The organism is Mesorhizobium sp. M0028 (assembly GCF_040323855.1).
Lineage (GTDB): Bacteria > Pseudomonadota > Alphaproteobacteria > Rhizobiales > Rhizobiaceae > Mesorhizobium.
In genome coordinates this window covers 260,620-283,868 of sequence record NZ_JAMYVG010000005.1, presented here as the reverse complement: position 1 = coordinate 283,868, position 23,249 = coordinate 260,620, and the positions used below count along the sequence as shown (strand labels likewise).

22 protein-coding genes are annotated in these 23,249 nt (G+C 64.0%); 7 read left to right on the top strand and 15 right to left on the bottom strand.

Features of this window, described 5'->3' with window-relative positions:
• Window positions 1–8: 8 nt before the first annotated feature.
• Genes biuH through NKJ93_RS13560 form a run of 4 tightly spaced genes read right to left on the bottom strand, consistent with a single transcriptional unit; the run spans window position 9 to window position 3,923 of the window.
• A complete protein-coding gene (gene biuH, locus NKJ93_RS13575; protein WP_023720643.1) occupies window positions 9–710 on the bottom strand; it encodes a biuret amidohydrolase in 702 nt (233 codons plus the stop codon).
• A gap of 14 nt (window positions 711–724) precedes the next feature.
• A complete protein-coding gene (locus NKJ93_RS13570) occupies window positions 725–1,651 on the bottom strand; it encodes an ABC transporter permease (protein WP_023720644.1) in 927 nt (308 codons plus the stop codon).
• On the bottom strand, window positions 1,651–2,775 hold the full coding sequence (locus tag NKJ93_RS13565) for an ABC transporter permease (RefSeq protein WP_352589551.1): 1,125 nt from the start codon (window positions 2,773–2,775) through the stop codon (window positions 1,651–1,653). The genes NKJ93_RS13570 and NKJ93_RS13565 overlap by 1 nt, the downstream gene beginning before the upstream one ends.
• Window positions 2,776–2,795: 20 nt before the next feature.
• A complete protein-coding gene (locus tag NKJ93_RS13560; RefSeq protein ID WP_352484020.1) occupies window positions 2,796–3,923 on the bottom strand; it encodes a BMP family ABC transporter substrate-binding protein in 1,128 nt (375 codons plus the stop codon).
• Window positions 3,924–4,245: 322 nt separating this feature from the next.
• Here NKJ93_RS13560 and NKJ93_RS13555 point away from each other — a divergent pair, with 322 nt between their 5' ends.
• Window positions 4,246–4,905: a GntR family transcriptional regulator gene (locus tag NKJ93_RS13555; protein ID WP_352589645.1), complete on the top strand. Its 660-nt coding sequence runs from the start codon at window positions 4,246–4,248 to the stop codon at window positions 4,903–4,905.
• Between the two features lie 2 nt (window positions 4,906–4,907).
• On the opposite strand, the gene doeB is transcribed toward NKJ93_RS13555, so the two are convergent.
• The 10 genes from doeB to ehuR form a co-directional block, all read right to left on the bottom strand.
• On the bottom strand, window positions 4,908–5,909 hold the full coding sequence (doeB, locus tag NKJ93_RS13550) for a N(2)-acetyl-L-2,4-diaminobutanoate deacetylase DoeB (RefSeq protein ID WP_352484021.1): 1,002 nt from the start codon (window positions 5,907–5,909) through the stop codon (window positions 4,908–4,910).
• Between the two features lie 5 nt (window positions 5,910–5,914).
• Window positions 5,915–7,093, bottom strand: coding sequence for an ectoine hydrolase DoeA (gene doeA, locus NKJ93_RS13545; protein WP_352484022.1), 1,179 nt, complete (start codon window positions 7,091–7,093; stop codon window positions 5,915–5,917).
• A 38-nt stretch (window positions 7,094–7,131) separates the two neighbouring features.
• On the bottom strand, window positions 7,132–8,124 hold the full coding sequence (locus NKJ93_RS13540) for a cyclodeaminase (protein ID WP_352484023.1): 993 nt from the start codon (window positions 8,122–8,124) through the stop codon (window positions 7,132–7,134).
• A complete protein-coding gene (eutB, locus tag NKJ93_RS13535; RefSeq protein WP_352589548.1) occupies window positions 8,121–9,113 on the bottom strand; it encodes a hydroxyectoine utilization dehydratase EutB in 993 nt (330 codons plus the stop codon). The genes NKJ93_RS13540 and eutB overlap by 4 nt, the downstream gene beginning before the upstream one ends.
• A 10-nt stretch (window positions 9,114–9,123) precedes the next feature.
• Window positions 9,124–9,897, bottom strand: coding sequence for an ectoine utilization protein EutA (eutA, locus tag NKJ93_RS13530; protein WP_352589545.1), 774 nt, complete (start codon window positions 9,895–9,897; stop codon window positions 9,124–9,126).
• The gene (ehuD, locus tag NKJ93_RS13525; protein ID WP_023720653.1) at window positions 9,894–10,553 is read right to left on the bottom strand and encodes an ectoine/hydroxyectoine ABC transporter permease subunit EhuD; all 660 of its coding nucleotides are present in this window, start codon (window positions 10,551–10,553) and stop codon (window positions 9,894–9,896) included. Before ehuD ends, eutA begins: the two co-directional genes overlap by 4 nt.
• Before the next feature lie 16 nt (window positions 10,554–10,569).
• Window positions 10,570–11,229 carry an ectoine/hydroxyectoine ABC transporter permease subunit EhuC gene (gene ehuC / locus NKJ93_RS13520; RefSeq protein WP_023720654.1) on the bottom strand — a complete coding sequence of 220 codons (660 nt, stop codon included), beginning with the start codon at window positions 11,227–11,229 and terminating at the stop codon, window positions 10,570–10,572.
• Between the two features lie 188 nt (window positions 11,230–11,417).
• The gene (gene ehuB, locus NKJ93_RS13515; RefSeq protein WP_352484026.1) at window positions 11,418–12,269 is read right to left on the bottom strand and encodes an ectoine/hydroxyectoine ABC transporter substrate-binding protein EhuB; all 852 of its coding nucleotides are present in this window, start codon (window positions 12,267–12,269) and stop codon (window positions 11,418–11,420) included.
• Between the two features lie 65 nt (window positions 12,270–12,334).
• Entirely contained in the window at window positions 12,335–13,120 is a 786-nt protein-coding gene (gene ehuA / locus NKJ93_RS13510; protein WP_352589542.1) for an ectoine/hydroxyectoine ABC transporter ATP-binding protein EhuA, read from the bottom strand.
• Window positions 13,121–13,242: 122 nt separating this feature from the next.
• A complete protein-coding gene (gene ehuR, locus NKJ93_RS13505) occupies window positions 13,243–14,628 on the bottom strand; it encodes a MocR-like ectoine utilization transcription factor EhuR (protein WP_352589539.1) in 1,386 nt (461 codons plus the stop codon).
• A gap of 82 nt (window positions 14,629–14,710) precedes the next feature.
• Between ehuR and NKJ93_RS13500 the strand changes: the two genes are divergently transcribed.
• The 4 genes from NKJ93_RS13500 (at window position 14,711) to NKJ93_RS13485 (ending at window position 19,371) form a co-directional block, all read left to right on the top strand.
• Complete coding sequence (locus tag NKJ93_RS13500; protein WP_352589536.1) at window positions 14,711–15,202, top strand: Lrp/AsnC family transcriptional regulator; 492 nt, start codon at window positions 14,711–14,713, stop codon at window positions 15,200–15,202.
• A 127-nt stretch (window positions 15,203–15,329) separates the two neighbouring features.
• Entirely contained in the window at window positions 15,330–16,823 is a 1,494-nt protein-coding gene (locus NKJ93_RS13495) for an NAD-dependent succinate-semialdehyde dehydrogenase (protein ID WP_352589533.1), read from the top strand.
• Between the two features lie 35 nt (window positions 16,824–16,858).
• Window positions 16,859–18,238, top strand: a complete 1,380-nt coding sequence (locus NKJ93_RS13490) for an aspartate aminotransferase family protein (RefSeq protein ID WP_352494465.1) — start codon at window positions 16,859–16,861, stop codon at window positions 18,236–18,238.
• A 32-nt stretch (window positions 18,239–18,270) separates the two neighbouring features.
• The gene (locus NKJ93_RS13485) at window positions 18,271–19,371 is read left to right on the top strand and encodes an alcohol dehydrogenase family protein (protein ID WP_352589530.1); all 1,101 of its coding nucleotides are present in this window, start codon (window positions 18,271–18,273) and stop codon (window positions 19,369–19,371) included.
• Between the two features lie 5 nt (window positions 19,372–19,376).
• On the opposite strand, the gene NKJ93_RS13480 is transcribed toward NKJ93_RS13485, so the two are convergent.
• Window positions 19,377–20,753 (bottom strand): aspartate aminotransferase family protein, encoded by a 1,377-nt coding sequence (locus NKJ93_RS13480; protein ID WP_352589527.1) that lies wholly within the window; start codon window positions 20,751–20,753, stop codon window positions 19,377–19,379.
• A 142-nt stretch (window positions 20,754–20,895) separates the two neighbouring features.
• Between NKJ93_RS13480 and NKJ93_RS13475 the strand changes: the two genes are divergently transcribed.
• Both NKJ93_RS13475 and ftsZ read left to right on the top strand, forming a co-directional pair.
• Window positions 20,896–22,014, top strand: coding sequence for an NAD(P)/FAD-dependent oxidoreductase (locus tag NKJ93_RS13475; RefSeq protein WP_352589525.1), 1,119 nt, complete (start codon window positions 20,896–20,898; stop codon window positions 22,012–22,014).
• A gap of 210 nt (window positions 22,015–22,224) precedes the next feature.
• Complete coding sequence (gene ftsZ / locus NKJ93_RS13470) at window positions 22,225–23,232, top strand: cell division protein FtsZ (protein ID WP_352589522.1); 1,008 nt, start codon at window positions 22,225–22,227, stop codon at window positions 23,230–23,232.
• Window positions 23,233–23,249 lie beyond the last annotated feature (17 nt).

Sequence of the window (23,249 nt, the reverse complement as noted above, 5' to 3'; positions counted from 1 at the left end):
TCGCCCCCTCACGGCAGCTGCGCGACGAAGGACGCCGAGCTCGACACCGCGCCGAACACGCCGCCCTGCATCTTGATCATCTTGATCGCGGCGAGATGGTTGCCGTAGTCGGTCGCGCCGCAGCAGTCCTCAAGCATCACGCATTCGAAGCCGCGATCATTGGCCTCGCGCATGGTCGTGTGGACGCAGACATCGGTGGTGATGCCGGTCAGCACGATGTTTTCGATGCCGCGCTGGTGCAGGATCAGCTCCAGATCGGTGGCGCAGAACGAGCCCTTGCCCGGCTTGTCGATGATCGGTTCGCCCGCCGCCGGATAGAGGTCGGGGATGATATCCCAGCCTGGTTCGCCGCGCACCAGGATGCGCCCGCAAGGTCCGGGGTCGCCAATGCCGGCATTGATGCGGCGTGAGCGCCAGCGCTTGTTGGCCGGCAGGTCGGCGAGATCGGGCCGGTGGCCCTCGCGCGTGTGGATGATGGTGTAGCCCTGGGCCCGCATGGCTGCAAGCACCGACTTGATCGGCTCGATCGGCGCCCGCACCAGCGAAAGATCGTAGCCCATATGATCGACATAGCCGCCCGGCCCGCAGAAATCGGTCTGCATATCGATGATGATCAGAGCCGTATTGTCCGACCGCAGCTCGCCATTGTAGGGCCATGGATAAGGGTCGGCGTCGATGTAGCGCTGGGTGATCTCGGCTCTGGCGTTCATCGGGAAAACTCCAGTCATTTGGTGATCGACAACTCGCCCGGCGCGCCGGCAAGCGAGCGGCTCGGCGACGAGGTGGCGATCATGATGATGAGCGTGAGGATGTAAGGTGCGGCGTAGAAGAGATAGTAGCCCTGCGTTACCCCGACCGATTGCAACGCCGGGCCTAGCGCCCCGGCGCCGCCGAACAACAGTGCCGCGGCAAAGCAGCCGAGCGGGTTCCAGCGTGCGAAGATGACCAGCGCCACCGCCATCAGCCCCTGCCCCGACGAGATGCGTTCGGTCCAGCTGCCGGGGTAATAGAGCGACAGATAGGCGCCGCCGATGCCGGCGAGCGCGCCGCCGACGCCTGTCGCAAGCAGGCGCACGGTGTTGGGATTGAGGCCCATGGCGCGCGCCGCATCGGAGCTGTCGCCGACGACGCGTACGATCAGGCCGGCGCGGGTGTTACGGAAGGCCCACCACAGGAACAGCGCAAGTGCGGCCCCGATCAGGAACAGCACGTTGACGTTGAGCGCCGCCTGCACCTGCGGAATATTCGACCAGCCACCGAAGGCGATGGCCGGCAGGTCTGGCGCCGAGGGCTGGATGAACGGCTTGCCGAAGAAGAAGGCGAGACCCGAGCCGAACAGCATCAGCGCGATGCCGATGGCGATGTCGTTAACCCCGCGGAATTTGCAGATCCAGCCATGGAACAGCCCGAAGCAAAGACCGGCACCGGCGGCAGCCAGCACGCCGAGCCATGGCGAGCCGGTCACCACTGCTACCGCATAGGCGGTCATTGCGCCGAAGACCAGCGTGCCTTCGAGGCCGAGATTGATGCGGCCGGAGCGCTCGGTGATGGCTTCGCCGAGCGACACGAAGATGAACGGCGTCGAGACGCGGATGGCGCCGCCGAGAATGGCGAGCGGCACGCCCCACAGGCCGATCTCGGTCGCGTCCATCAGGAGCCCCTCTTCCACAGATCGGGATTGAAAACCTTGAAGCGGCCGTAAAAGGTTTCGCTGAACAGGATGACCACGAAGAGCATGCCTTGCAGCACCAGCACGGTGGCGTCGGGCAGGTCCATGCGGCGCTGGATCAGCCCGCCGGAAGCGCCGATGCCGCCGAGCAGGAAAGCGACCGGGATGATGGCGAGCGGATTGTGGCGGGCGAGGAAGGCGACGAGGATGCCGGTATAGCCGTAGCCGGCGGCGAGCGAGGCGTTGGCGCTGCCTTGCACGGCGCCGACTTCCAGCATGCCGGCCAGTCCGGCAAAGCCGCCGGCGAGCCCGGTAAAGCCGACGATCAGCGGGCCGACGGCAAGCCCTTGCACCTGGGCCGCCCTGACATTGCCGCCGGCAATGCGGGCGGCAAACCCCCAGCGCGTCTTTTCGATCAACAGCCAGGACAGGACGCAGGCGACGATGCCGACGACAAGGCCCCAGTGCACGTCCATGCCTGGAATGTTGCCGATGCGGTAGGCATCCGCCAGCGGCTCGGTCGAGGGTTTGTTGAGCGAGGCCGGATCGCGCAGCGGCCCTTCGACCAGATGGTTCATCAGCGCGATGGCGATATAGGCCATCAGCAGGCTGGATATCGTTTCGCTGACGGCGCGGTAGTGGCGGAGTGCGCCGACGGCACCTATCCAGATGCCGCCGGCGACCACGCCCGCCACGCCCATCAACAGGATGACCACGAAAGCCGGCGCGCCATTCGCCGCGACGCCGATGGCGGCGGCGGCAACGCCGCCCAGCACGATCGCGCCTTCGCCGCCGATGACGACGAGGCCGAGCCGAGCCGGCAGCGCCACGCAGAGCGCTGCCAGCAAAAGCGGTGCGGCCCGCGACAGCGAGTTCTGGATCGAGAACCAGGAGCCGAAGCCGCCGCGCCACATCGTCACGTAGAGTTGCACCGGTGATTTGCCGACCAGCGCGATGAACAGGCTGAACAGCGCCATGCCGACGATCAGCGCCGCGAGCGGTATGACGAAGGCTTCCGCCCGCCGTGCCACCCATTCGAGTGCCGCCGGATAATTCCTGGCGCCAAACAGCGCTGGTGCGCTCGCGGTACTGACCGTGTCTGCCATGGCCCCGTCTCCGATCCGGTTCAGGCGGTCGAACCGACCACGCCCTCGACGAGGTAGTCCATGCTTTCCAGTTCGAGCGCGGTCTCGACGAAGGCCTGGCCTTCGGTCGCGACGACGACGCCCTTGTTGCTCTTCAACGGACCCTTGATGACCGAAAATCCGCCTTTCATCATTTCGGCCAGCGTGCCGTCGAACTGCTTGCGGGCGGCCTCGCCGACGGCGGGGCCGAGCGGGCTCATCTTGACGAAACCGTCTGCCAGGCCGCCGCGCGTGAAATTGGGCAGCGGCGTGCCGGCCACCAGATCGTCGACGAACATCTTGTAGACCTTGGCCCAGTTCCATTCCGCGCCGGTCAGGTATTTCTCCGGCGCCAGCGGGCTCTGGTTGGCATGATAGCCGCAGATGAAGGCGCCACGCCCGGCCGCCGTCTCGACCACCACCTTGGGGCTGTCGACATGACAGGTGATGACGTCGGCGCCCTGGTCGACCAGCGCATTGGTGGCCTCCGCCTCCTTGACCGCCAGCGACCACTCGCCGGTGAAGATCACCTGGCAGGTGATGGTCGGGTCGACCGAGCGCGCGCCGAGCAGGAAGGAATTGATGTTGAGCAGCACCTGCGGGATCGGCTTTGCCGCGACGAAGCCGAGCTTCTTGGTTTTGCTGGTGTGGCCGGCGACGACGCCGTTCAGATACTGGCCCATGCCGATATAGCCGAAATAGGAACCGGCATTCATCGGATGCTTGTCCTTGTTCCACATGCCGCCGCAATGGCGGAACTGCACGTCGGGGAATTTCGCGCACATGGCCAGCATATGCGGATCGAAATAGCCGAACGAGGTCGGGAAGATCAGCGACGCACCGTCGAGATTGATCATCGATTCCATCGTCTTCTGCACGTCGACCGTCTCCGGCACGTTCTCCTCTTCGACGACGGAAATGCCTTCGATCCCCTTCAGCGTGGCGGCGCCTTCGGCATGCGCCTGGTTGTAGCCGTAATCGTCCTTTGGCCCGACATAGATGAAGCCGACGGTTGCGGTCGCGGCGAAGGCCCTGCTGATCGGAAACGATGCGGACGCAAGACCGAGCGCCGCTCCGGCGGCGGAAGTCTTGAGCAGGTCGCGGCGGCTAAGCATGAATCGCTCGGTCATGTGAATGCTCCCTCTATGGGGCCTTTGGGGCCGGTTAACACCTCAATGAAAGAAGTGTATGCAATCAGCGTGCCAGTTTCAGAAATGGGATTTATTCAGCAATATCAACGAGTGTGCCGATGTAGCCTGCACAAAGCCGGAGCAATTGCATACACTTTTTGCCTCTAAAACGGCCAATTTGACATGAAGGCTAAAACATAGGCATACAGAGCTGCGCAGGAATCGAAGCCGGTGCGTGGCTTATGGCTGCGCGAAGAGACTGGACGGAGGAGACGTGTCGGCAAAGCGCAATTTGATCAGGTCGGGCACGACCGTCGATCAGATGGTGAGGGCGATCAGCGACCGGATCGTCACCGGTTTCCTGCGTCCCGGCGAAAAACTCGACGAAGCCTCGCTCGCCGCCCGCTTCGACGTCTCACGCACGCCGATCCGGGAAGCGCTCAGCCGGCTCAGTGCCATGGGACTGGTCGAAAGGCGGCCCAACCGCGGCGCCACCGTCGCCGTGATGACGCAGGAGCACCTCGCCTCGATGTTCGAGAGCATGGCCGAGCTCGAAGCGATCTGCGCGCGGTTCTCGGCCGAGCGCATGACCGCCGGCGAACGCCGCACGCTGGAGGCCGAGCACCAGGCCTCGGCGCGCTTCGTGCAGCTCGGTGCCGAAGAAGAGTATGAGCTTTTCAACACCGAATTCCACACCCGGCTCTATCGCGGCGCCCACAGCAAGCACATTTATGAGTTGACCGTCATGACCCGCGGCCGGCTGGCGCCGTTCAGGCGCGCGCAATTCATGCTGCCCGGCCGGCTGGCCCAGTCCTGGCAAGAGCATGACGCCATCGTTACCGCAATCATGCGCGGCGACAGTACGGCCGCCGGAACAGCCGCCAAGGACCATGTCTCGATCGTCAGCGAGGCGAGCGCCGTCTTTGCCATCGGCGACCGCCCTAAAGGCAAGGCCGAGCCGTTTCCGACATCGGCCTCCTAGCCTCAATCGACCAGCACGGCCACCACGGCAGCACAGTCGCCGGCCTTGACCAATCCGGGGAAATGCCGCGCCGCCAACAGACCGGACATCTTGGCCCGGATCTCCTGCGGAGCGCCGCCGGTGCGGCCGATCGAATGGATGCGCGCCAGCACCTGGTTTTCTGCCACCGGCTCGCCGAGATCGATCATGGTTTCGATCATCCCGTCGTCCTCGGCGAACGAGAAGCAATCTCCCGATGGCATGTCGAGCCAGCGGGTCGGCTGCATCTCGACCGCGCCGGCGACGATGCCGGCATGGCGCAGCACATTGAGCACGCCGCGACGCGCGATCCGCACCGTTTCCGCGCGCGAAGTTCCGCCGCCGCCGAGCTCGGTGGTGATGAACAGCTTGCCCATCTCTTCGGCGGCAGTGTCGAACATGCCGACCGCGTCGATCTCCAGCATCTTCATCGACCAGGGTGCCGAGAAAGCTTCAACCGCAGCGAACCCCTTCTCTTCCAGCACCTTGTCGGGCCGGATATGGGCGGCGCAGAACGGCACGAAGTCGAGCGTCTTGCCGCCGGAATGGAAATCGAGCGCGATGTCGGTGCGCGGCAGAAGTTCGCGCTGGAAATAATCGGCGATCTTCTCGGTCACCGTACCGTCGGGCCGGCCGGGAAAGCTGCGGTTGAGATTGCCCTTGTCGATCGGCGAGGTGCGCGTGCCGGCGCGGAACGCCGGATAGTTCATCGCCGGCACGATGATGACCGTGCCGCTGACCTGCTTCGGATCGAGCGTGCGGGCGAGATCGTAAAGCGCCAGCGGCCCCTCATATTCGTCGCCATGATTACCGCCGGTGAGCAATGCACTCGGCCCGTTGCCGTTGCGGATGACGCAGATCGGGATCATCACCGATCCCCAGGCGGAATCGTCACGGCTGTAAGGCAGGCGCAAGAAACCGTGCTGCACGCCGTCGCGCTCGAAATCGACGCTCGGCGTGATCGGTGATGGGCGAAGGCTGGACATCGGGCTCAATTCTTTACCACCAGCTTGCGCGGCACATTGGCCAGGCACTCGACGCCGGTTTCGGTGATCAGGATGGATTCGGTGATCTCCAGCCCCATCGTCTCCAGCCACAGGCCGGTCATGAAATGGAAGGTCATGCCGGGCTTGAGCTCGGTGCGGTCGCCTGGGCGCAGGCTCATCGTGCGTTCGCCCCAGTCCGGCGGATAGGAAAGCCCGATCGGATAGCCGGTACGGTTGTCCTTGACGATGCCGTATCTCTTCAGGACCGCGAAGAAGGCGTTGGCGATGTCCTCGCAGGTGTTGCCGGGCTTGGCCGCGGCAAGTCCCGCCTCCATGCCTTCCAGCGTCGCCTTCTCGGCATCGAGGAATTCCTGCGTCGGTTTGCCGAGGAAGACGGTGCGCGACAGCGGACAATGGTAGCGGTTGTAGCAGCCGGCGATCTCGAAGAAAGTGCCCTCGCCCGATTTCATCGGCCTGTCGTCCCAGGTCAGATGCGGTGCCGATGCATCAGTGCCTGACGGCAGCAGCGGCACGATCGCCGGATAGTCGCCGCCAATGCCGTCGACGCCGCGCGTGCCGGCATCATAGATCTCGGCGACCAGGTCGCATTTGCGCATGCCGACTTCGATCTTGTCGACGATGCGCTGGTGCATCGCTTCGACGATGCGGGCGGCTTTGCGCATGTAGTCGATTTCGGTCGGGCTCTTCACCGCGCGCTGCCAGTTGACCAGTGCCGTGGCATCGACGAAGCGGGCGTTGGGCAAGTGCCTCTGCAGCGATGCGAAGGCAGCGGCCGAGAACCAGTAATTGTCCATCTCGACACCGATGCTGAGCTTGCCCCAGCCGCGATCGGCGAGCACGCTGGACAGAAAATCCATCGGATGGCGCTCGGTCGACTGCACATAGTTGTCGGCATAGCCGACGATGTTGTCGTGCGCGAGATAGGCGGTGCGCTTGGCGCCGTTGGCGTCCTGGCCGCGCCCGTACCACACCGGCTCGCCCGACGGTGGCACGACGACCGCCTGGTGTACGTAGAACGACCAGCCGTCATAGCCGGTCAGCCAGGCCATGTTGGACGGATCGCTGACAACAAGCAGATCGACGCCCTTGGCCGCCATCGCCTTCCGCGTCTTGGCGAGGCGCTCCGCATATTCGCCGCGCGAGAATTTCAAATTAGGCTGCATTGTTCTTGGTCCTCGTTTGTTGGGCCTTGCGGCCGGTATCAGCTTTCGAAAATCGTACCGGTCTTGGCTGCACGCGCACGGTCGCGGGCGAGCGTGGCGATCGCCGTGTCCTGCACGCCGGTGCCGGTCAGATCGGCAATGGTGATGTCGCTGTCCGAACGCCGGCCATGCCTTTCGCCGGCGATGATGTGGCCAAGCTCGGTGATCTCGGCATCGGCCGCCATCACGCCCGCCACGATGGCATGGTGCAGTTCGCCCAGGCGCCGCGTCTGTTTCGCACTGTCGGCGACGTAGAGGTCGGCCATGCGCAGGATCGCCGGCGCGATCTCGTTCTTGTGCTCCGCGTCCGAGCCCATCGCGGTGATGTGCTGGCCGGCGGAGACGAAGCCGGCCTTGATCAGCGGCTCGGTCGACGGCGTCGTGGTGACGATGATGTCGGCATCGGCCGCAGCCTTTGCCGCGTCCGGCTCGGCGTGAACGGCGATGCCCAGTCTTTCGGACAATGCGTCCGCCGCGGCTTCGGCCTTGGCGGCATCCCTTGCCCAGATCCGAGCCTCGGTGATCGACCGCACCAGCATCAGCGCCTCGAGCTGCAGTCCGGCCTGAACACCGGCGCCGAAGATTGCGGCAACGGAGGAGTCCGGACGCGACAGATGTTTGGCGGCGACCGCGCCGGCCGCCGCCGTGCGGATGTCGGTGAGATAGCCATTGTCGAGCAGCAGCGCCTCGACCAGCCCGGTCTTCGCCGACAGCAGCACCATCATGCCGTTGACGCTAGGCAGGCCGAGCTTCGGATTATCGAAAAAGCCGGGGCTGATCTTGATCGCAAAACCGTCGATGCCCGGCACATAGGCGGTCTTGACATCGACCTCGCCGCGATGCTCGGGAATGTCGAGCCGCAGGATCGGCGGCATCGCCACCGGCAAGGTGGCGAGCGCGCGAAACGCGTTCTCGACACAGGCGACGGCATCGAGATCGAGCTTCACGATCTTGCGCAATTCAGCTTCGGTGAGGATCGTCATCCGGCTCATGCTGCGCTCTCCGCAATTGCTTCGCCGCAAATGATCTTGCGGTGAAGTGTCATGTCGATGTTGCGGCCGGACAGCACGAGCACCGTCGGGCCGTTCGCCCCGACCTTGCCGGCAAGCACAGCCGCAATGCCGACCGCGCCGGCGCCTTCGACGATCTCGCGCTCCTGCTCATAAGCATGGCGGATGCCGGCGGCGATCTCGTCCTCGCTGAGCAGGATCACATCATCGAGCAGATCACGGCACATGGCGAAGGTCAGCCGGTTGTCGAGCCCAATGCCGCCGCCGAGCGAGTCGGCCAGCGTCGGCAGTTCCTCGACCGACACCGGATGCCCGGCGTCGAGGCTTGCCTTCATCGCCGCACCGCGCGCCATCGAAACGCCGATGACCCTCGTTGCCGGGCTGACGCCCTTGACGGCAGCGGCAACGCCAGCCGCCAGCCCACCGCCGGAAAGCGGCACCAACACCAGCGCGGCGTCCGCAACTTGTTCCATGATCTCCAGCCCAAGTGTTCCTTGCCCGGCAACGACCGCAGGATGATCGAAAGGCGGCAGCATGATCAGCCCCTCTTCCGCGACCAGCCGTTCGACCTCCCGCTGCGCATCGTCCTGGCTGTTGCCGACGATGCGGATCTCGGCGCCGAGCCGACGGATCTCCTCGAGCTTGTTCTCAGGCACCAGCCGCGACATGCAGATCGTCGCGTGGATACCTTGCAGTCGAGCGGCATAGGCAAGCGCCCGGCCATGGTTGCCGGTCGAGGCCGCGACGACGCCACGCGCCTTCTCCTCTTCTGTCAGCGAAGCGATAGCGTTCGAGGCACCGCGCAGTTTGAAGGCGCCGGTGGTCTGCCGATGTTCGAGCTTGAGATAAACAGGAGCGTCCAAGTGCTGGGAAAGACTCGGGGAAGTGACGGTCGGCGTGCGCTCGACGTTGCCTGCGATGCGCTCGCGTGCGGCGCGGATGTCGGAGAGGCTTATCCTGGACGTGGTCATGGCTCTGCAATCAGTTCAACGGCAGCGTCATCAGGCGGCCGAATTCGGGGCGTGGCTCGTCGTCGCCGCAAAGCCGCAGGCAATTCCAGGCTGTCGCCTGGTTGCTGGTGACGACGGGACGGCCGATGGCTTCTTCCATACCGACAACTGCCAGCGCCGACCGCAGCGCCGTGCAGGACACGAACAGCGCGTCGGCCTGCGGGGCCGTCGCCTCGCGGGCCAGATCGACCAAGGATTTCGGCGCAATCCGCGCCATCTCGCGGTCATCCTCGAAGCCGAGGCAAGTGAAGCTGGCGATCTCGAAACCGTGTGCCGCGAAATAGGCCGCCATTGGCCGGCTCGTCTCGACCGTATAGGGGGTGAGGATGCTGATTGTCCTGGCGCCCAGCGCCTTCAGGCCGCGCACTCCGGCCATCGGCGGCGTCACCACCGGCGCGCCGGGTTTCGCGGCCTTCAGCGCCGCCTCGATTTCGGCATCGCCGATCACGACGGAGGCCGAGGTGCAGGAATAGCAGATCGCATCGAGCGGTTCGTCAGGAAGGATCAGGGCCGCGCCCGCCGTCAGTGACGGCTGCATCTTGCGCAAATTCTCCGGCGCCGTCGGGTTGGCGTAGGGAATACGCGCGACATAGACGCCGATACGATCGCTTGCCACCATGCGGTGAAAATCCGGTTCGCTCGTATGGTCGGTGGCAAGGATAATCAGGCCGACCCGCTTTTCCAGCGGACGTGCATCGAGCGCTGGACGGGCCGAGCGCAGGCGGATATCGGGTGCAGCGCTCATCGTTCGATCCGCCCATAACGGTGTTCCAGCCAGCGCAGCAGCACCACCGAGAACAGGCTGATGGCGAGGAAGAAGGCGCCGACCAAGGTGATCGGTTCGATATACCGATAATAGGTATTGGCGACGCTCTTGGCCTGGTTCATCAGTTCCAGCACGGTGATCGCCGACAGCAGCGGCGTCTCTTTGAACATGGCGATGAAATAATTGGCAAGCGCCGGGATCATCGGCGGGATCGCCTGCGGCATGATGATGTGCGTCCAGGTCTGCGTGGCGTTCAGATTGCAGGCCTTGGCCGCTTCCCATTGGCCGCGCGGCACATTATCGATGCCGGCGCGGTAGACCTCGGCTGTGTAGGTGCCGTAATGCAGCCCGAGACCGATGACGCCCGCCACCAGCGGCGGCAACAGGACGCCGAAATCCGGCAGCACGTAGAAGATGAAATAGAGCTGCACCAATAGCGGCGTGCCGCGGATGAACTCGGCAAGGAAGCCGATCGTGCGCGACAGAGCCCTGTTCGGCGAACGGCGCGCCAACGCGATGCCCAGCCCAACGATGGCCGCCAGCACCGAGCCGAGCAGCGTCGCCAGGATGGTGATCTTCACCCCCTGGATCAGCGTCGGCAGGATCTGCCGGACAAAATCCCAATCCCATTCCATTACAGAGCCCGATCCATCAGACGCGCACCCCGTCGAGGCCGCGCGCCATGCGGCGTTCCAGCGACCGCACGCCCCATGAGATGAGTAGCGCCAGCACGAAATAGATGACGAGAATGGTGCTGAACGGCACCAGCGTGTTGCCGGTCTGCGAGCGCACCACCTGCGCCTGGAAGGTCAGGTCGGCAAGCGAGATCAGCGAGACGACGGCGGTGGCCTTGAGCAATTCAATGGCGTTGTTGCCGAAGGTCGGCAGCATCACCAGCAGTGCCTGTGGCAGGATGATATGGCGCATGGCTTGCCAGCGGCCGAGATTGAGCGCGGTGCAGGCCTCGTATTGTTCGCGGCCGATCGACTTGATGGCGCCGCGCACCACTTCCGCCGCATAGGCCCCGACATTCAGGCCCAGCGCCAGCACGCCGGCCTGCAGCGGCGTCAGCGAGATGCCGGCGAAAGGCAGCACGAAATAGGCCCAGAACAGCTGCACGAAGATCGAGGTGCCGCGGAAGAACTCGATATAGGCGGTGGCCAGCGCGCGTAGCACAAAAAACCGCGACAGCCGCCCCAGCCCGGCAAGAAAGGCCATGATCAAGGCCAGCACCGACCCCATCAGCGTCAGCTCGATGGTGACAAGCGCTCCTTGCAAAATCAGGCCGAAATAGCCGGACCATTGGGTCATTGGTCGAAAGGGCTCCGCATTGGATATTTGGCGAGGCGATCACTTCAGCGTCCTTCTCCCCGTTCACGGGGAGAAGATGCCGGCAGGCAGATGAGGGGCAGAGCCAATCTGTCAAAAGCTGGGCGTCGCCCCTCATCCGGCCCTTCGGGCCACCTTCTCCCCGTCAACGGGGAGAAGGAAGAACGCGCCTACTTCGCCGAGCAGAGCTTGTCGCGGCTCGTCGACATCGCCGCCGCCGCCGAGAAGCCGTAGGGTTCGATGATCTTGGCGAACTCGCCGGACTTCTTCAGTTTCGCCAGCTCGACATCATAGGCATCACGTAGCGCTTCGTCGCCCTTTTTGAAGGCCGCGCCATCGCAATAGACCGGCGCACCGACCACCGGCGCGATGACTTCGAGGTTCGGATCATTGGCTTTCTTGACCAGGTCGTTGATCGACAGCACTGGCAGTGAATAGGCATCGATGCGGCCGTCCTGCAGCATCTTCAGGCCGCTCTGGCCGTCCGGCACGACGATGACGCGCTCGCGCGGCACACCTGCGGTGAGCGCCAGCTTTTCCTCTGTGCCGCCACCGGGTGCGCCGATCGTCGCGCTGGTGTCCTTGGCGACGTCCTCGTAGCTCTTGAAGCCCTTCGGGTTGCCCTTCTTCACCAGCATCGCCTCGGCGTCGCACAGCACCGGTTCCGAATAGGCGACCGCAGCACAACGTTCCGGCTTCATGAACAGGCCGGCGGTGACGACGTCGAAACGGCCGGCCTGCAAGCCGGGGATCATGGCACCATATTCCGAGATAGAGGCGACGATGTCGTTGACGCCAAGGCGTTTGAAGATTTCACGGGCAACGTCAGGCGCCGCACCCGAGACCTTGCCGTCGGCGGCGACCGCCGTATAGGGCGGCTCGTTGGCGATGGCGACGCGGGCAAAGCCTTGCGCCTTGAGCTCTTCGAGCTTGCTGTCATCGGCCGAGCCGGTCGTCGAGGCGGCCAGCACCGCCGTCAGCGCAATACCGGCGACGCCGGCCAAAATGGCAAATTTCTTCATTGTTCCCAACTCCTTGTTTGTCTGTCTTCTTGGCTTGCTTGAGGCGTCGCCGCCTCGCATGGCAGTCAGACCCGATGTCCGGCCGCAATGATCTTCTTCAGGAAACCTTGCGTACGCTCCTGTTTGGGATGGCGGAAAATCTCGTCGGGCTTGCCTTCCTCGACTATTCTGCCGCGATCGAAGAACAGCACCCGGTCGGCGAAGTCATGGGCGAAACCCATCTCGTGGGTGACCAGCAGCATGGTCATGTCGGTCTCGGCGGCGAGCTTGCGCATGACGTTGAGCACCTCGTCGACGAGTTCCGGGTCGAGCGCCGAGGTGACCTCGTCGAACAGCATGATCTTCGGCGACAGCGCCAGCGCCCGGGCAATCGCGACGCGCTGCTTCTGTCCGCCGGAAAGCTGCGCCGGCATCGCTTTGGCCTTGTCGACCATGCCGACCATGTCGAGCAGCTCCATCGCCCGCTTTTCGGCGGCGGCCCGCGGCATGGCTTTGGTCAGCATCGGTGCCAGCGTCACATTGTCGATGACGCATTTGTGCGGAAACAGATTGAACAGTTGGAAGACCATGCCGATCTTCTGGCGCATCCTTGCCAAATGCCGTTCATCCGCCGTCAGCAGCCGGCCGTTACGCTCCATGTGGTACAGCTGCTCGCCGTCGACCTGAATATGGCCGCTGTCGATACGCTCTAGCGTCATCAGGATGCGCAGGATCGTCGTTTTTCCCGAACCCGACGGGCCGATCAGCGCCAGCTTCTCGCCGGGCATGACCTGCATCGAGAGGCCATCCAGCACCTTGAAGGTGCCGAAGCTTTTCGAAATGCCGTCGATCTTGATGATGGGCGCCGACAATGAATTTCCCGTGATGGAGAAGCTGTGCCTTTAACGATGCGGATCGCGGCAAATCATGTCAATCAAGAAAATAATATCATGACAATATTTCGGACTCCGCACAATTCCCCGCCAATTGTTTCCTAGATCGCAAGCAGGAGATGCTCGGGATCGCCGAGCAGAAGTTTGGTGACAACGCCGAGACCGGCACGCAGTTCCCCCTCCGTGGTCGAGCCCAGCGAAATCCGCACGGCTGGATGCCAAGGCATCTGCGAAATGCGAAACGACGTGCCGGGCGCGATCGCCACGCCCTGCAGGCGGGCCTGGGAAACAAAGCCTTCCTCGCCGCGATCAGCGGGCAGTTGCAGCCAGACATGCAGCCCGTCGCGATGAGCCCGATAGTCCACTCCGGCGAGCGCCTCGGCGGCGATGTCCAGACGCCGCCGCAAAGCCATCCGCTGCCATCGAACGAGTTCCATCGCGGTGCCGTCGGTCACCCATTTGGTGGCGATCTCGGCCACCAGCGGCGTCGCCATCCAGTTCGAGACGAGGTGGCGGTTGGCAACCGCGGCGACATAACGATCGGGTGCCGCGAGATAGCCGATGCGCAGGCCCGGCACCACGATCTTGGTGAAGGAGGTGACGTAGAGCGTGCGCTCGGGTGCAAACGCCGCGACCGGCGGCGGCCGGTCCTCGACCAGCGGGCCGAGGACGTCGTTTTCGATAATGGCGATGTCATGCCTGCGCGCAACGGCGGCAATCTGTTCGCGCCGGGCGGCGTCCATCAGCGTCGCCGTAGGGTTGATCACCGAGGGCTGCACGAACACCGCGCGGATGTCCGACAGCCGGCAGGCCTCGTCCAGCGCTTCCGGGATCAGCCCATTGTCGTCGATCGGCAAACCCTCGAGGTTGAAACCGAGATAACGCGCCAGCGGGATCAGTGTGTGATGGCCGATCGCCTCGGTGGCGACGGTCGAACCGGGCGGCGCCACGCTCATCAGCGCCACTGTCATCCCTGCGGTGGCGCCGTTGGTCAGGCTGATGTTCTGCGGCGACGCGTCGAGGCCGCAGAAGCGTAGCCACTCGACACCCACCGCGCGGTGGCGCGGGAACACCATGTTCGGCCTGAACGACAGCGCCGAGCTCGACGGCAGGTTTTCGGCGAGCCAGCCCAGCGCCTGCTTCAGCCGCTCCAGATGCATCGGTTCGCAGACCGGCTTCAGGATAGAGAGGTCGATGACCTCACCCAGCCGCTCCGGCAAATAGGGCGGCTCCGGCTCGCGGCGCTGCGTCTGCACGAAGCTGCCGCGGCCGACCTCGCCGGACACCAGCCCGCGGCGGATCAGCTCCTCATAGGCGCGGCTGACCGTCTGCACGGAAAGTTGGAGATCGTCGGCCAACTGCCGGTGTGTCGGCAACCGAGCGCCATTGGCCAGGCGCCCGTCATGGATGGCCCGCGCGAACTGGTCGGCGAGCGATTGGTAGGCCGGCCGCCGGATAAGAGCGGGATCTGGTCGCCATAATGTCATGACTTATTAGAGATCGAAATCAGTGCAATTGACAATCGAAATAATGCGCCATCATGGTGTCCGGCACTGGAAGTGGACGATCATGGCTGCAGCGAAACTCGATCCGATCGACCTGAAAATCCTCGACGCCATCCAGCGCGACGGGCGCATCACCAAGCTGGCGCTGGCCGAGAAGGTCGGCCTGTCGCCGACGCCGTGCTGGATGCGGCTGCGCAAGCTGGAAAAGGCCGGCATCGTCTCCGGCTATCACGCCAGGATCGCCATGCGTGCCATCGCGCCGGTCGCCACCGTGCTGATGGAGGTGACGCTGGCCAGCCACCGCCAGGCCGATTTCGACCGTTTCGAGCGCGTCATCCGCGACATCCCCGAGATCGTCGCCTGCTGGTCTGTCGGTGGCGGCGTCGATTACCTGCTGAAGGTGATGGCCCGCGACATCGACGCCTATCAGCGGCTGATTGACACTCTGCTCGAACGCGAGATCGGCATAGACCGCTATTTCACCTACATCGTCACCAAGACGGTGAAGGAGGAGAGTGTGCTGCCAGTGGCCGATCTGCTGCCCGCATCTTCCTGATACAGGAGAGATCGTCTGCCCGGGCGATGCAATAGAGACAATCTCTCTACGTGCAGGCACCGAAACAGCCTCTCTGTTTGCGCGGCAGAGATAGTCTTGCGGCATCACCCGAACCGGGAGCCCGATGATGTCCGCACATTTTGCCCGCTCGCAGCGCCATGAAGCGCTTGATCGCCTCGCCGACCGACGGCTGCTGCGCGAACTCGCCTATGTCGATGGCCACTGGACGGCAAGCGAGACCGCGGAGAGTTTCGAGGTGAGCGATCCGGCCACCGGATCCACCGTCGCTTTCGTTGCCGCGCTCGATGCCCGGCAGACCACATTGGCGATCGATGCGGCATCGCGCGCCTTTCCTGCCTGGCGCGCATTGCTGCCGCAGGAACGGTCCAAAATACTGCGAAAATGGTTCGATCTGATCATCGCCGCCAAAAATGACCTGGCGCTGCTGATGACGCTAGAACAAGGCAAGCCGCTGAAGGAATCGCTCGGCGAGATAGACTACGCCGCCTCTTTTGTCGAATGGTATGCCGAGGAGACCAAACGCCTCAACGCCGAAAGCGTCACCAGTCATCTGCCGGGCGCGGAGATGATGGTGCGGCGCGAGCCGCTCGGCGTCGTCGGCGTGGTCACGCCGTGGAATTTTCCAGCGGCCATGCTGACCCGCAAGGCGGCTGCCGCTCTTGCCGCCGGCTGTACCATCGCCGCGCACCCTTCCTCGGAAACGCCGCTGTCCGCACTGGCGCTGGCCGAGCTTGGCGAACGTGCCGGCCTGCCGGCTGGCGTGTTCAACGTCCTCACCGGCAAGGCTTCGACCATCGTTGGGCGGATGTGCGAAGACCCGCGCGTTCGCGCCATGAGCTTCACCGGCTCGACCGAGGTCGGCAGGTTGATCGCCGCGCAGAGTGCGCCGACGATGAAGCGTCTGGTGATGGAGCTCGGCGGTCATGCGCCGCTGATCGTCTTCGCCGACGCCGATTTCGACAAGGCTGTGGCCATCGCGGTCGACGCCAAATTCGCCACCTCCGGCCAGGACTGCCTCGCCGCCAACCGCATCTATGTCCAGCGTCCGCTATACGATCGGTTCTGCGCTGCTTTCGCCAAACGCGTCCAGGCATTGCGGGCCGGCAATGGCCTGGCTGACGACACCGAAATCGGACCCTTGATGCATGAACGCGCCGTCAAGAAGGTCGAGGAGCAGGTGGCCGATGCGCTGGCCAAAGGCGCGCGCTGCCTGACCGGCGGCAAGCGCCATCCGGCCGGGCCGCTGTTCTACCAGCCGACCGTGCTTGCCGACGTTGGAGACGACGCTTTGATCATGCGCGAGGAGACCTTCGGTCCGGTTGCGGCAGTGACGCCTTTCGACAGCGAGGACGAGATCATCGCCCGCGCCAACGCCACCGAATACGGCCTGGTTGCCTATGTCGTGACTGAGAATGGCGGCAGGCAATTGCGCATGGGTCGCGCGCTCGACTATGGCATGGTCGCCATCAACCGCTTCAAGATCACCGGCGCGCCGATCCCGTTCGGCGGCGTCAAGCAGTCCGGCATCGGCCGCGAGGGCTCGCGTCACGGGCTCGAAGCCTTTACCGATCTCAAATATCTCTGCCTCGACGTTGCGTGAGCCGCGCCCGACACATTTTTCTCAGGAGTAAAAAAATGCTCGACCAGTCAAACGAACTCGCCGCCTGGGATCGCGATCACTTCTTCCATCCCTCGACCCATATGGGCACCCATGCGCGTGGCGAGAGCCCGACGCGTGTGATTGCCGGTGGCGAAGGCGTCACCATCTGGGACAATACCGGTAAGAAGAGCATCGACGCCTTCGCCGGGCTCTACTGCGTCAATGTCGGCTATGGCCGCCAGAAGATCGCCGACGCCATCGCCGCACAGGCCAAGAACCTCGCCTATTACCATGCCTATGTCGGCCACGGCACCGAGGCATCGATCACGCTTTCCAAGATGATCATCGACCGCGCGCCGCAAGGCATGTCGAGGGTCTATTTCGGGCTCTCCGGTTCCGACGCCAACGAAACCAACATCAAGCTGATCTGGTACTACAACAACGTGCTCGGCCGGCCGGAGAAGAAGAAGATCATCTCGCGCTGGCGCGGTTATCACGGCTCCGGCATCATGACCGGATCGCTGACCGGCCTCGACCTTTTCCACAACGCCTTCGACCTGCCGCGTGCGCCGGTCCTGCACACCGAGGCGCCCTACTATTTCCGCCGCGCCGACCGCTCGCTGAGCGAGGAGCAGTTTTCGCAATACTGCGCCGACAAGCTCGAGGAGATGATCCTGGCCGAAGGGCCGGAAACGGTCGCCGCCTTCATCGGCGAGCCGATCCTCGGCACCGGCGGCATCGTGCCGCCGCCGGCCGGCTACTGGGAGAAGATCCAGGCGGTGCTGAAGAAGTACGACGTGCTGCTGGTTGCCGACGAGGTCGTCACCGGCTTCGGCCGGCTGGGCACCATGTTCGGCTCCGACCATTACGGCATCAAGCCCGACCTGATTACCATCGCCAAAGGCCTGACCTCGGCCTATGCGCCGCTCTCCGGAGTCATCGTCTCCGACAAGGTCTGGCAGGTGCTGGTGCAGGGTTCCGACAAGCTCGGCTCGCTCGGCCATGGCTGGACCTATTCGGCGCATCCGATCTGCGTCGCCGCCGGCGTCGCCAACCTGGAACTGATCGACGAGATGGACCTAGTACGGAACGCCGGCGAGACCGGCGCCTATTTCCGCGCCGAGCTGACGAAAGCCGTCGGTGGCCACAAAAACGTCGGCGAGGTGCGCGGCGACGGCATGCTGGCGGCAATCGAGTTCGTCGCCGACAAGAACGATCGCGTGTTCTTCGATGCCTCGCAGAAGATCGGTCCGCAGATCGCGACCGCGCTTGCGGCAAGCGGCGTCATCGGCCGCGCCATGCCGCAGGGCGACATTCTCGGTTTTGCGCCGCCGCTCTGCCTGACGCGGGAAGAGGCAGACATCGTCGTCTCCAAGACGGCCGATGCGGTGAAGAGCGTGTTTGCCAACATCTGAAGAACCGACATGCCAACATCTGAAGAACCGACATGAATGCCATGACCAAGACCATCCCCGCCACCATGGCCGCCGTGCAGTTGATCGGGCACGGCGGACCGGAAAAGCTCGTCTACCGCACCGACGTCAAAGTACCCTCGCCCGCCCCGGGTGAGGTGCTGGTCAAGGTCACCGCTTGCGGTATGAACAACACCGATGTCTGGGTGCGACAGGGCGCGTATGGCACTGAGGAGGATGCCGCCGCTGTGTCGACCTGGCGTCGACAGGGCAATACGCTGACCTTCCCGCGCATCCAGGGCACCGACACGGTCGGCAACATCGTTGCCGTCGGCGACGGCGTGTCGCGGGCCCGCATCGGCGAGCGGGTAATGGTCGATTTCTCTATCTACAATCGCGACGACGATTCATTGGCCGACATCGACTATATGGGCCATGGCCGCGACGGCGGCTATGCCGAATACCAGACAGTGCCTGCCGAGAACGCCCATGTCGTCGACACCGATCTTAGCGATGTCGAGCTCGCCACTTTCTGCTGCGCCTATCTCACCGGCGAGCAGATGCTGGAACGCGCCGCGTTGAAAGCCGGCGAGCGTGTGCTGGTCACCGGCGCCTCGGGCGGCGTCGGCTCCGGCATCGTGCAGCTGGCGCGGGCGCGCGGCGCCATTCCCTATGCAATTGCCGGCAAGGGCAAGGAACAGGCCGTGCGTGACATCGGCGCCGAGGCGGTGATCACCCGTGGCGTTACCGATCTGCCGGCCGCCGTCAGCGCGGCGACCGGGGGCCAGCCGATCGACGTCGTCGCCGATCTGGTCGGCGGCGCGATCTTCAACGACCTCCTGCGCATCTTGAGGCCGGAAGGCCGCTACACCACGGCTGGTGCAATTGCCGGCCCCGTCGTGCAGCTAGATCTGCGCACCATGTATCTGAAACAGCTGCAACTGCATGGCTCGAGCCAGGGCACACGGGCGGATTTCCGCCGCATCGTGCGCTACATCGAGGAGAAGAAGATCCGGCCGCTGGTCGGCGGCGTCTACAAGCTGTCCGATTTCCATCGCGCCCAAGCCGATTTCATCGCCAAGGATTTCGTTGGCAAGCTGGTCGTCGTGCCGGATGCGGTCGGCATCGCTAAATAGCGCGATCAGCTTGGCGATCGGACCTGCTTGACGGCAGCCTCGAGCGATCTTTCAAACGCGTCGATCACCTGGTCGACCTGCGGCTCGGTGATGATCAGCGGCGGGCAGAAAGCCAGCGCATCGCCCATATTGCGCGAGATGACGCCGTTATGCTGCATGAAGCCGTTGACGAGCCCGCCCAGTTCACCGGTCTTCCCCCACGGCGCCTTGTTCGCCTTGTCGCCGACCAGTTCGACCGCCGCGATCAGGCCGATGCCGCGCACCTCGCCGACAAGCGGGTGCGAAGCGAGCGTGCGCAGCCGCTTCTGCATATGCGCGCCGACCGCACGCGCATTGCCAACAAGGTCGCGCTCCTCGATCAGCTTCAGGTTCTCGAGCGCGACCGCTGCCGCAACAGGATGGCCGCCGCCGGTGAAGCCGTGGCCGAAGGTGCCGATACGATTGCTTTCGTCGGCAATCGGCTGGAACACCTTGTCGTTGATCAGCAAGGCCGAGATCGGCAGATAGGACGAAGAGATCTGTTTCGACAGCACCATGATGTCGGGCCTGATGCCGAAGGTCTGCGAGCCGAACATCTCACCTGTCCTGCCGAAGCCGCAGATCACCTCGTCGGCGACCAGCAGGATGTCGTATCTCGACAGCACCGCCTGGATCTTTTCCCAGTAGCCGGAAGGCGGAACAATGACGCCGCCAGCACCCATGATCGGTTCGCCGAAGAAGGCGGCGATGGTTTCCGGTCCTTCGGCCAGGATCAGCTTTTCCAGCTCGTCGGCGAGCCGGCTCGAAAACTGCTCTTCGTTTTCACCCGGCAGCGCCTCGCGCCAATGGTGCGGTGTCGAGGTATGCAGCACATTGGCGATCGGCAGATCGAACGAGATGTGGTTGTTGGGCAGTCCGGTCAGGCTCGCCGAGGCAATGGTGACGCCGTGATAGCCCTTCTTGCGGCTGACGATCTTCTTGCGCGCCGGCTGGCCGAGCGCATTCGACCGGTACCAGATCATCTTCATGGCCGTATCGTTGGCCTCGGAGCCGGAATTGGTGAAATACGCCTTGCCCATCGGCACCGGCGCCATCTGCACCAGTCTCTCGGCAAGATCGATCAGCGGTGAATGCGATTTGGAGCCGAAGTCGTGATAGTAAGGCAGCTTCGACATTTGCCGTACCGCCGCATCGACCAGCCGCCTCTCCGAAAAACCGACCGCGACGCTCCAAAGCCCGGCCATCGCCTCGATATAGCGGTTGCCGGCGAGGTCCTCGACATAGATGCCGTCGCCCTTCTCGATGACGAGCGGCCCTGCCTCCTGATGCTTGCGGGCGTTGGTGTAGCCATGCATGTGAAAGCTTATGTCGCGGGCTTCGGGGGAGTTCGGTCGTGCGTCCATGATGGCTCCTGTGCGGGTCCGCATCGGCAGGCCCCGTGCATTATGCGGTTTGATGCATCTTTCTCGAACGATATAGTGTCAAGCGCTTTCGACAGGGCCAGCGGATGGATGGACGCATGCAGAACTTCGGCTTGACCTGATCGTGGACCAAATCGACTGCATTGTCGTCGGCGCCGGCGTCGTTGGCCTGGCGATCGCGCGAGAGATGGCGAAGCGCGGCATCGACACGCTGGTGCTGGAAGCCGAGAGCGCCATCGGCACCGGAACAAGTTCGCGCAATTCCGAGGTCATCCACGCCGGCCTCCACTATCCAGTTGGATCGCTGAAAGCCCGGTTCTGCGTGGCGGGCCGGGAAAAGCTCTATCGCTACTGCGACGAGCGTGCGATCCCGCATTTGCGCTGCGGCAAGCTCATCGTCGCCACAAATGCCGAACAGGAGCCGGTGCTCGCCTCGATCCGGGCCAATGCGCGCGCTTGCGGCGCCGGCGACCTGGCGCCCTTGAGCGAAGCCGAGGCACATGCGCTGGAGCCCAGCCTCAAGTGCACGGCGGCGCTGCTGTCGCCGGCCACCGGGATCGTCGACAGCCATGCCCTGATGCTTGCCTTGCTGGCTGATGCCGAGGAGCACGGGGCGGCACTCAGCCTCAACACCCGCGTCGCCGCCGGCCGCATCGAAGCGGGCCGCGTCGTGCTCGACACGGTGGACGCTACCGGCGGCGAGCGCTTCGAGATCGCTACCACACGCTTCGTCAATGCGACCGGGCTTAGCGCCGCAGCGCTTGCCCGCTCGCTTGAAGGGCTAGATCAGCAGTTCGTGCCAAAGCTCCATTACGCCAAAGGCAATTATTTTTCGGTGGCCGGCCGGGCGCCCTTCTCGCGGCTGATCTATCCAGTACCCGAACCAGGCGGACTCGGTGTTCATCTGACGCTCGATCTCGACGGCGTCACCCGCTTCGGGCCGGACGTCGAATGGACTGATCAACTCGACTATCGCGTCGATCCAGCTCGTGGCGAGCGCTTCTACAGCGAGATCCGCAAATACTGGCCGGACCTGGCCGATGGCAGCCTGCAGCCCGCCTATAGCGGCATCCGGCCAAAACTGTCCGGTCCCGGTGAGGCCAATGCCGACTTCGTCATCCAGGACGTGGCGGTGCATGGCGTGGACAGCCTGCTCAACCTGTTCGGCATCGAAAGCCCCGGCCTGACCTCCTGCCTGGCGATTGCCGATCATGTCGCGCAGCGCCTCGCGCCGAAGTTGTAGCGTGCGGCGCCCGCGCCACGATCTGAGGCGCATTGCGTGAACTTTCAGGCGCAAGTCGCCTAAGAGGCACATCGCGCACTTGCAGCCCGCTCCGCGCTCTGATTCCCTGCATTCTGGGCTGTTCTGATTCGCACTGCCCGGTTCAAAGTTTTCGCAGTGCGCCCGGGACAAGCTTCCAGCGACCACTCGGCGTATCCAGGGAGAACGGCAATGAACACCGCGACGAGGCCGGTAATCTCGGAGATGAGGCCTAAGATCACCGTCGTCGGGGTCGGCGGCGGCGGCGGCAACGCCGTCAACAACATGATCGCCGAAGGCCTGCAGGGCGCGGAATTCATCGTCGCCAACACCGATGCCCAGGCCCTTGCCATGTCGAAGGCAACGAGGCTGATCCAGTTGGGCGCTCATATCACCGAAGGTCTGGGCGCCGGGTCCCTGCCCGAGGTCGGCCGTGCCGCGGCCGTGGAATCCATCGACGAGATGATGGATCACCTTGCTGGAACGCATATGTGCTTCGTGACCGCCGGTATGGGAGGTGGAACCGGAACAGGTGCCGCGCCTGTTATAGCGCAGGCAGCGCGGGCAGCTGGAATACTGACCGTCGCCGTCGTCACCAAGCCATTCGTCTTCGAAGGCAGGCGCCGCATGCACGCTGCCGATGACGGCATCGAGCGCCTGCGCGAAAGCGCCGATACCGTCATCGTCATCCCCAACCAGAACCTGTTCAGGATCGCCGACGCCAGAACCACGTTCGCCGACGCATTCGCCATGGCCGACCGGGTTCTCTATGCAGGTGTCGGCTGCATCACCGATCTGATCGTCAAGGAAGGGCTGATCAATCTCGACTTCGCCGATGTGAAGTCGGTGATGCGCGACATGGGCCGCGCCATGATGGGAACCGGCGAGGCCGCCGGAGAAGGCCGTGCCAAGAAGGCGGCGGAAGCGGCAATCGCCAACCCGCTGCTCGACGAAGCTTCGATGATGGGCGCCAAGGGCGTCCTTGTCTCGATATCGGGCGGCATGGACATGACGCTGTTCGAGGTCGATGAAGCGGCTACCCGCATCCGCGAGGAGGTCGACAACGATGCCGACATCATCGTCGGCGCCATCTTCGACAAGGCACTCGCCGGAAAATTCAGGGTGTCGGTCGTCGCCACCGGCTTGCGGCGTGGCCTGGAGATTCCACTGCTGGCGGAACCGGAAGTTCGAATGAACTGAACGCGTATCGCGTGCGG

Bases quoted from the DNA above. Each gene is read 5' to 3' on its own strand.
- NKJ93_RS13485 (WP_352589530.1), top strand. From the start codon at position 18,271: ATGAATGCCATGACCAAGACCATCCCCGCCACCATGGCCGCCGTGCAG.
- ehuB (WP_352484026.1), bottom strand. From the start codon at position 12,269: ATGAAGAAATTTGCCATTTTGGCCGGCGTCGCCGGTATTGCGCTGACG.
- ehuC (WP_023720654.1), bottom strand. From the start codon at position 11,229: ATGACCCAATGGTCCGGCTATTTCGGCCTGATTTTGCAAGGAGCGCTT.
- NKJ93_RS13570 (WP_023720644.1), bottom strand. From the start codon at position 1,651: ATGGACGCGACCGAGATCGGCCTGTGGGGCGTGCCGCTCGCCATTCTC.
- ehuR (WP_352589539.1), bottom strand. From the start codon at position 14,628: ATGACATTATGGCGACCAGATCCCGCTCTTATCCGGCGGCCGGCCTAC.
- ehuD (WP_023720653.1), bottom strand. From the start codon at position 10,553: ATGGAATGGGATTGGGATTTTGTCCGGCAGATCCTGCCGACGCTGATC.
- NKJ93_RS13540 (WP_352484023.1), bottom strand. From the start codon at position 8,124: ATGAGCCGGATGACGATCCTCACCGAAGCTGAATTGCGCAAGATCGTG.
- doeB (WP_352484021.1), bottom strand. From the start codon at position 5,909: ATGTCCAGCCTTCGCCCATCACCGATCACGCCGAGCGTCGATTTCGAG.
- doeA (WP_352484022.1), bottom strand. From the start codon at position 7,093: ATGCAGCCTAATTTGAAATTCTCGCGCGGCGAATATGCGGAGCGCCTC.
- NKJ93_RS13560 (WP_352484020.1), bottom strand. From the start codon at position 3,923: ATGACCGAGCGATTCATGCTTAGCCGCCGCGACCTGCTCAAGACTTCC.
- NKJ93_RS13500 (WP_352589536.1), top strand. From the start codon at position 14,711: ATGGCTGCAGCGAAACTCGATCCGATCGACCTGAAAATCCTCGACGCC.
- NKJ93_RS13555 (WP_352589645.1), top strand. From the start codon at position 4,246: ATGGTGAGGGCGATCAGCGACCGGATCGTCACCGGTTTCCTGCGTCCC.
- NKJ93_RS13480 (WP_352589527.1), bottom strand. From the start codon at position 20,753: ATGGACGCACGACCGAACTCCCCCGAAGCCCGCGACATAAGCTTTCAC.
- ftsZ (WP_352589522.1), top strand. From the start codon at position 22,225: ATGAACACCGCGACGAGGCCGGTAATCTCGGAGATGAGGCCTAAGATC.
- NKJ93_RS13565 (WP_352589551.1), bottom strand. From the start codon at position 2,775: ATGGCAGACACGGTCAGTACCGCGAGCGCACCAGCGCTGTTTGGCGCC.
- NKJ93_RS13490 (WP_352494465.1), top strand. From the start codon at position 16,859: ATGCTCGACCAGTCAAACGAACTCGCCGCCTGGGATCGCGATCACTTC.
- biuH (WP_023720643.1), bottom strand. From the start codon at position 710: ATGAACGCCAGAGCCGAGATCACCCAGCGCTACATCGACGCCGACCCT.
- eutB (WP_352589548.1), bottom strand. From the start codon at position 9,113: ATGACCACGTCCAGGATAAGCCTCTCCGACATCCGCGCCGCACGCGAG.
- NKJ93_RS13495 (WP_352589533.1), top strand. From the start codon at position 15,330: ATGTCCGCACATTTTGCCCGCTCGCAGCGCCATGAAGCGCTTGATCGC.
- eutA (WP_352589545.1), bottom strand. From the start codon at position 9,897: ATGAGCGCTGCACCCGATATCCGCCTGCGCTCGGCCCGTCCAGCGCTC.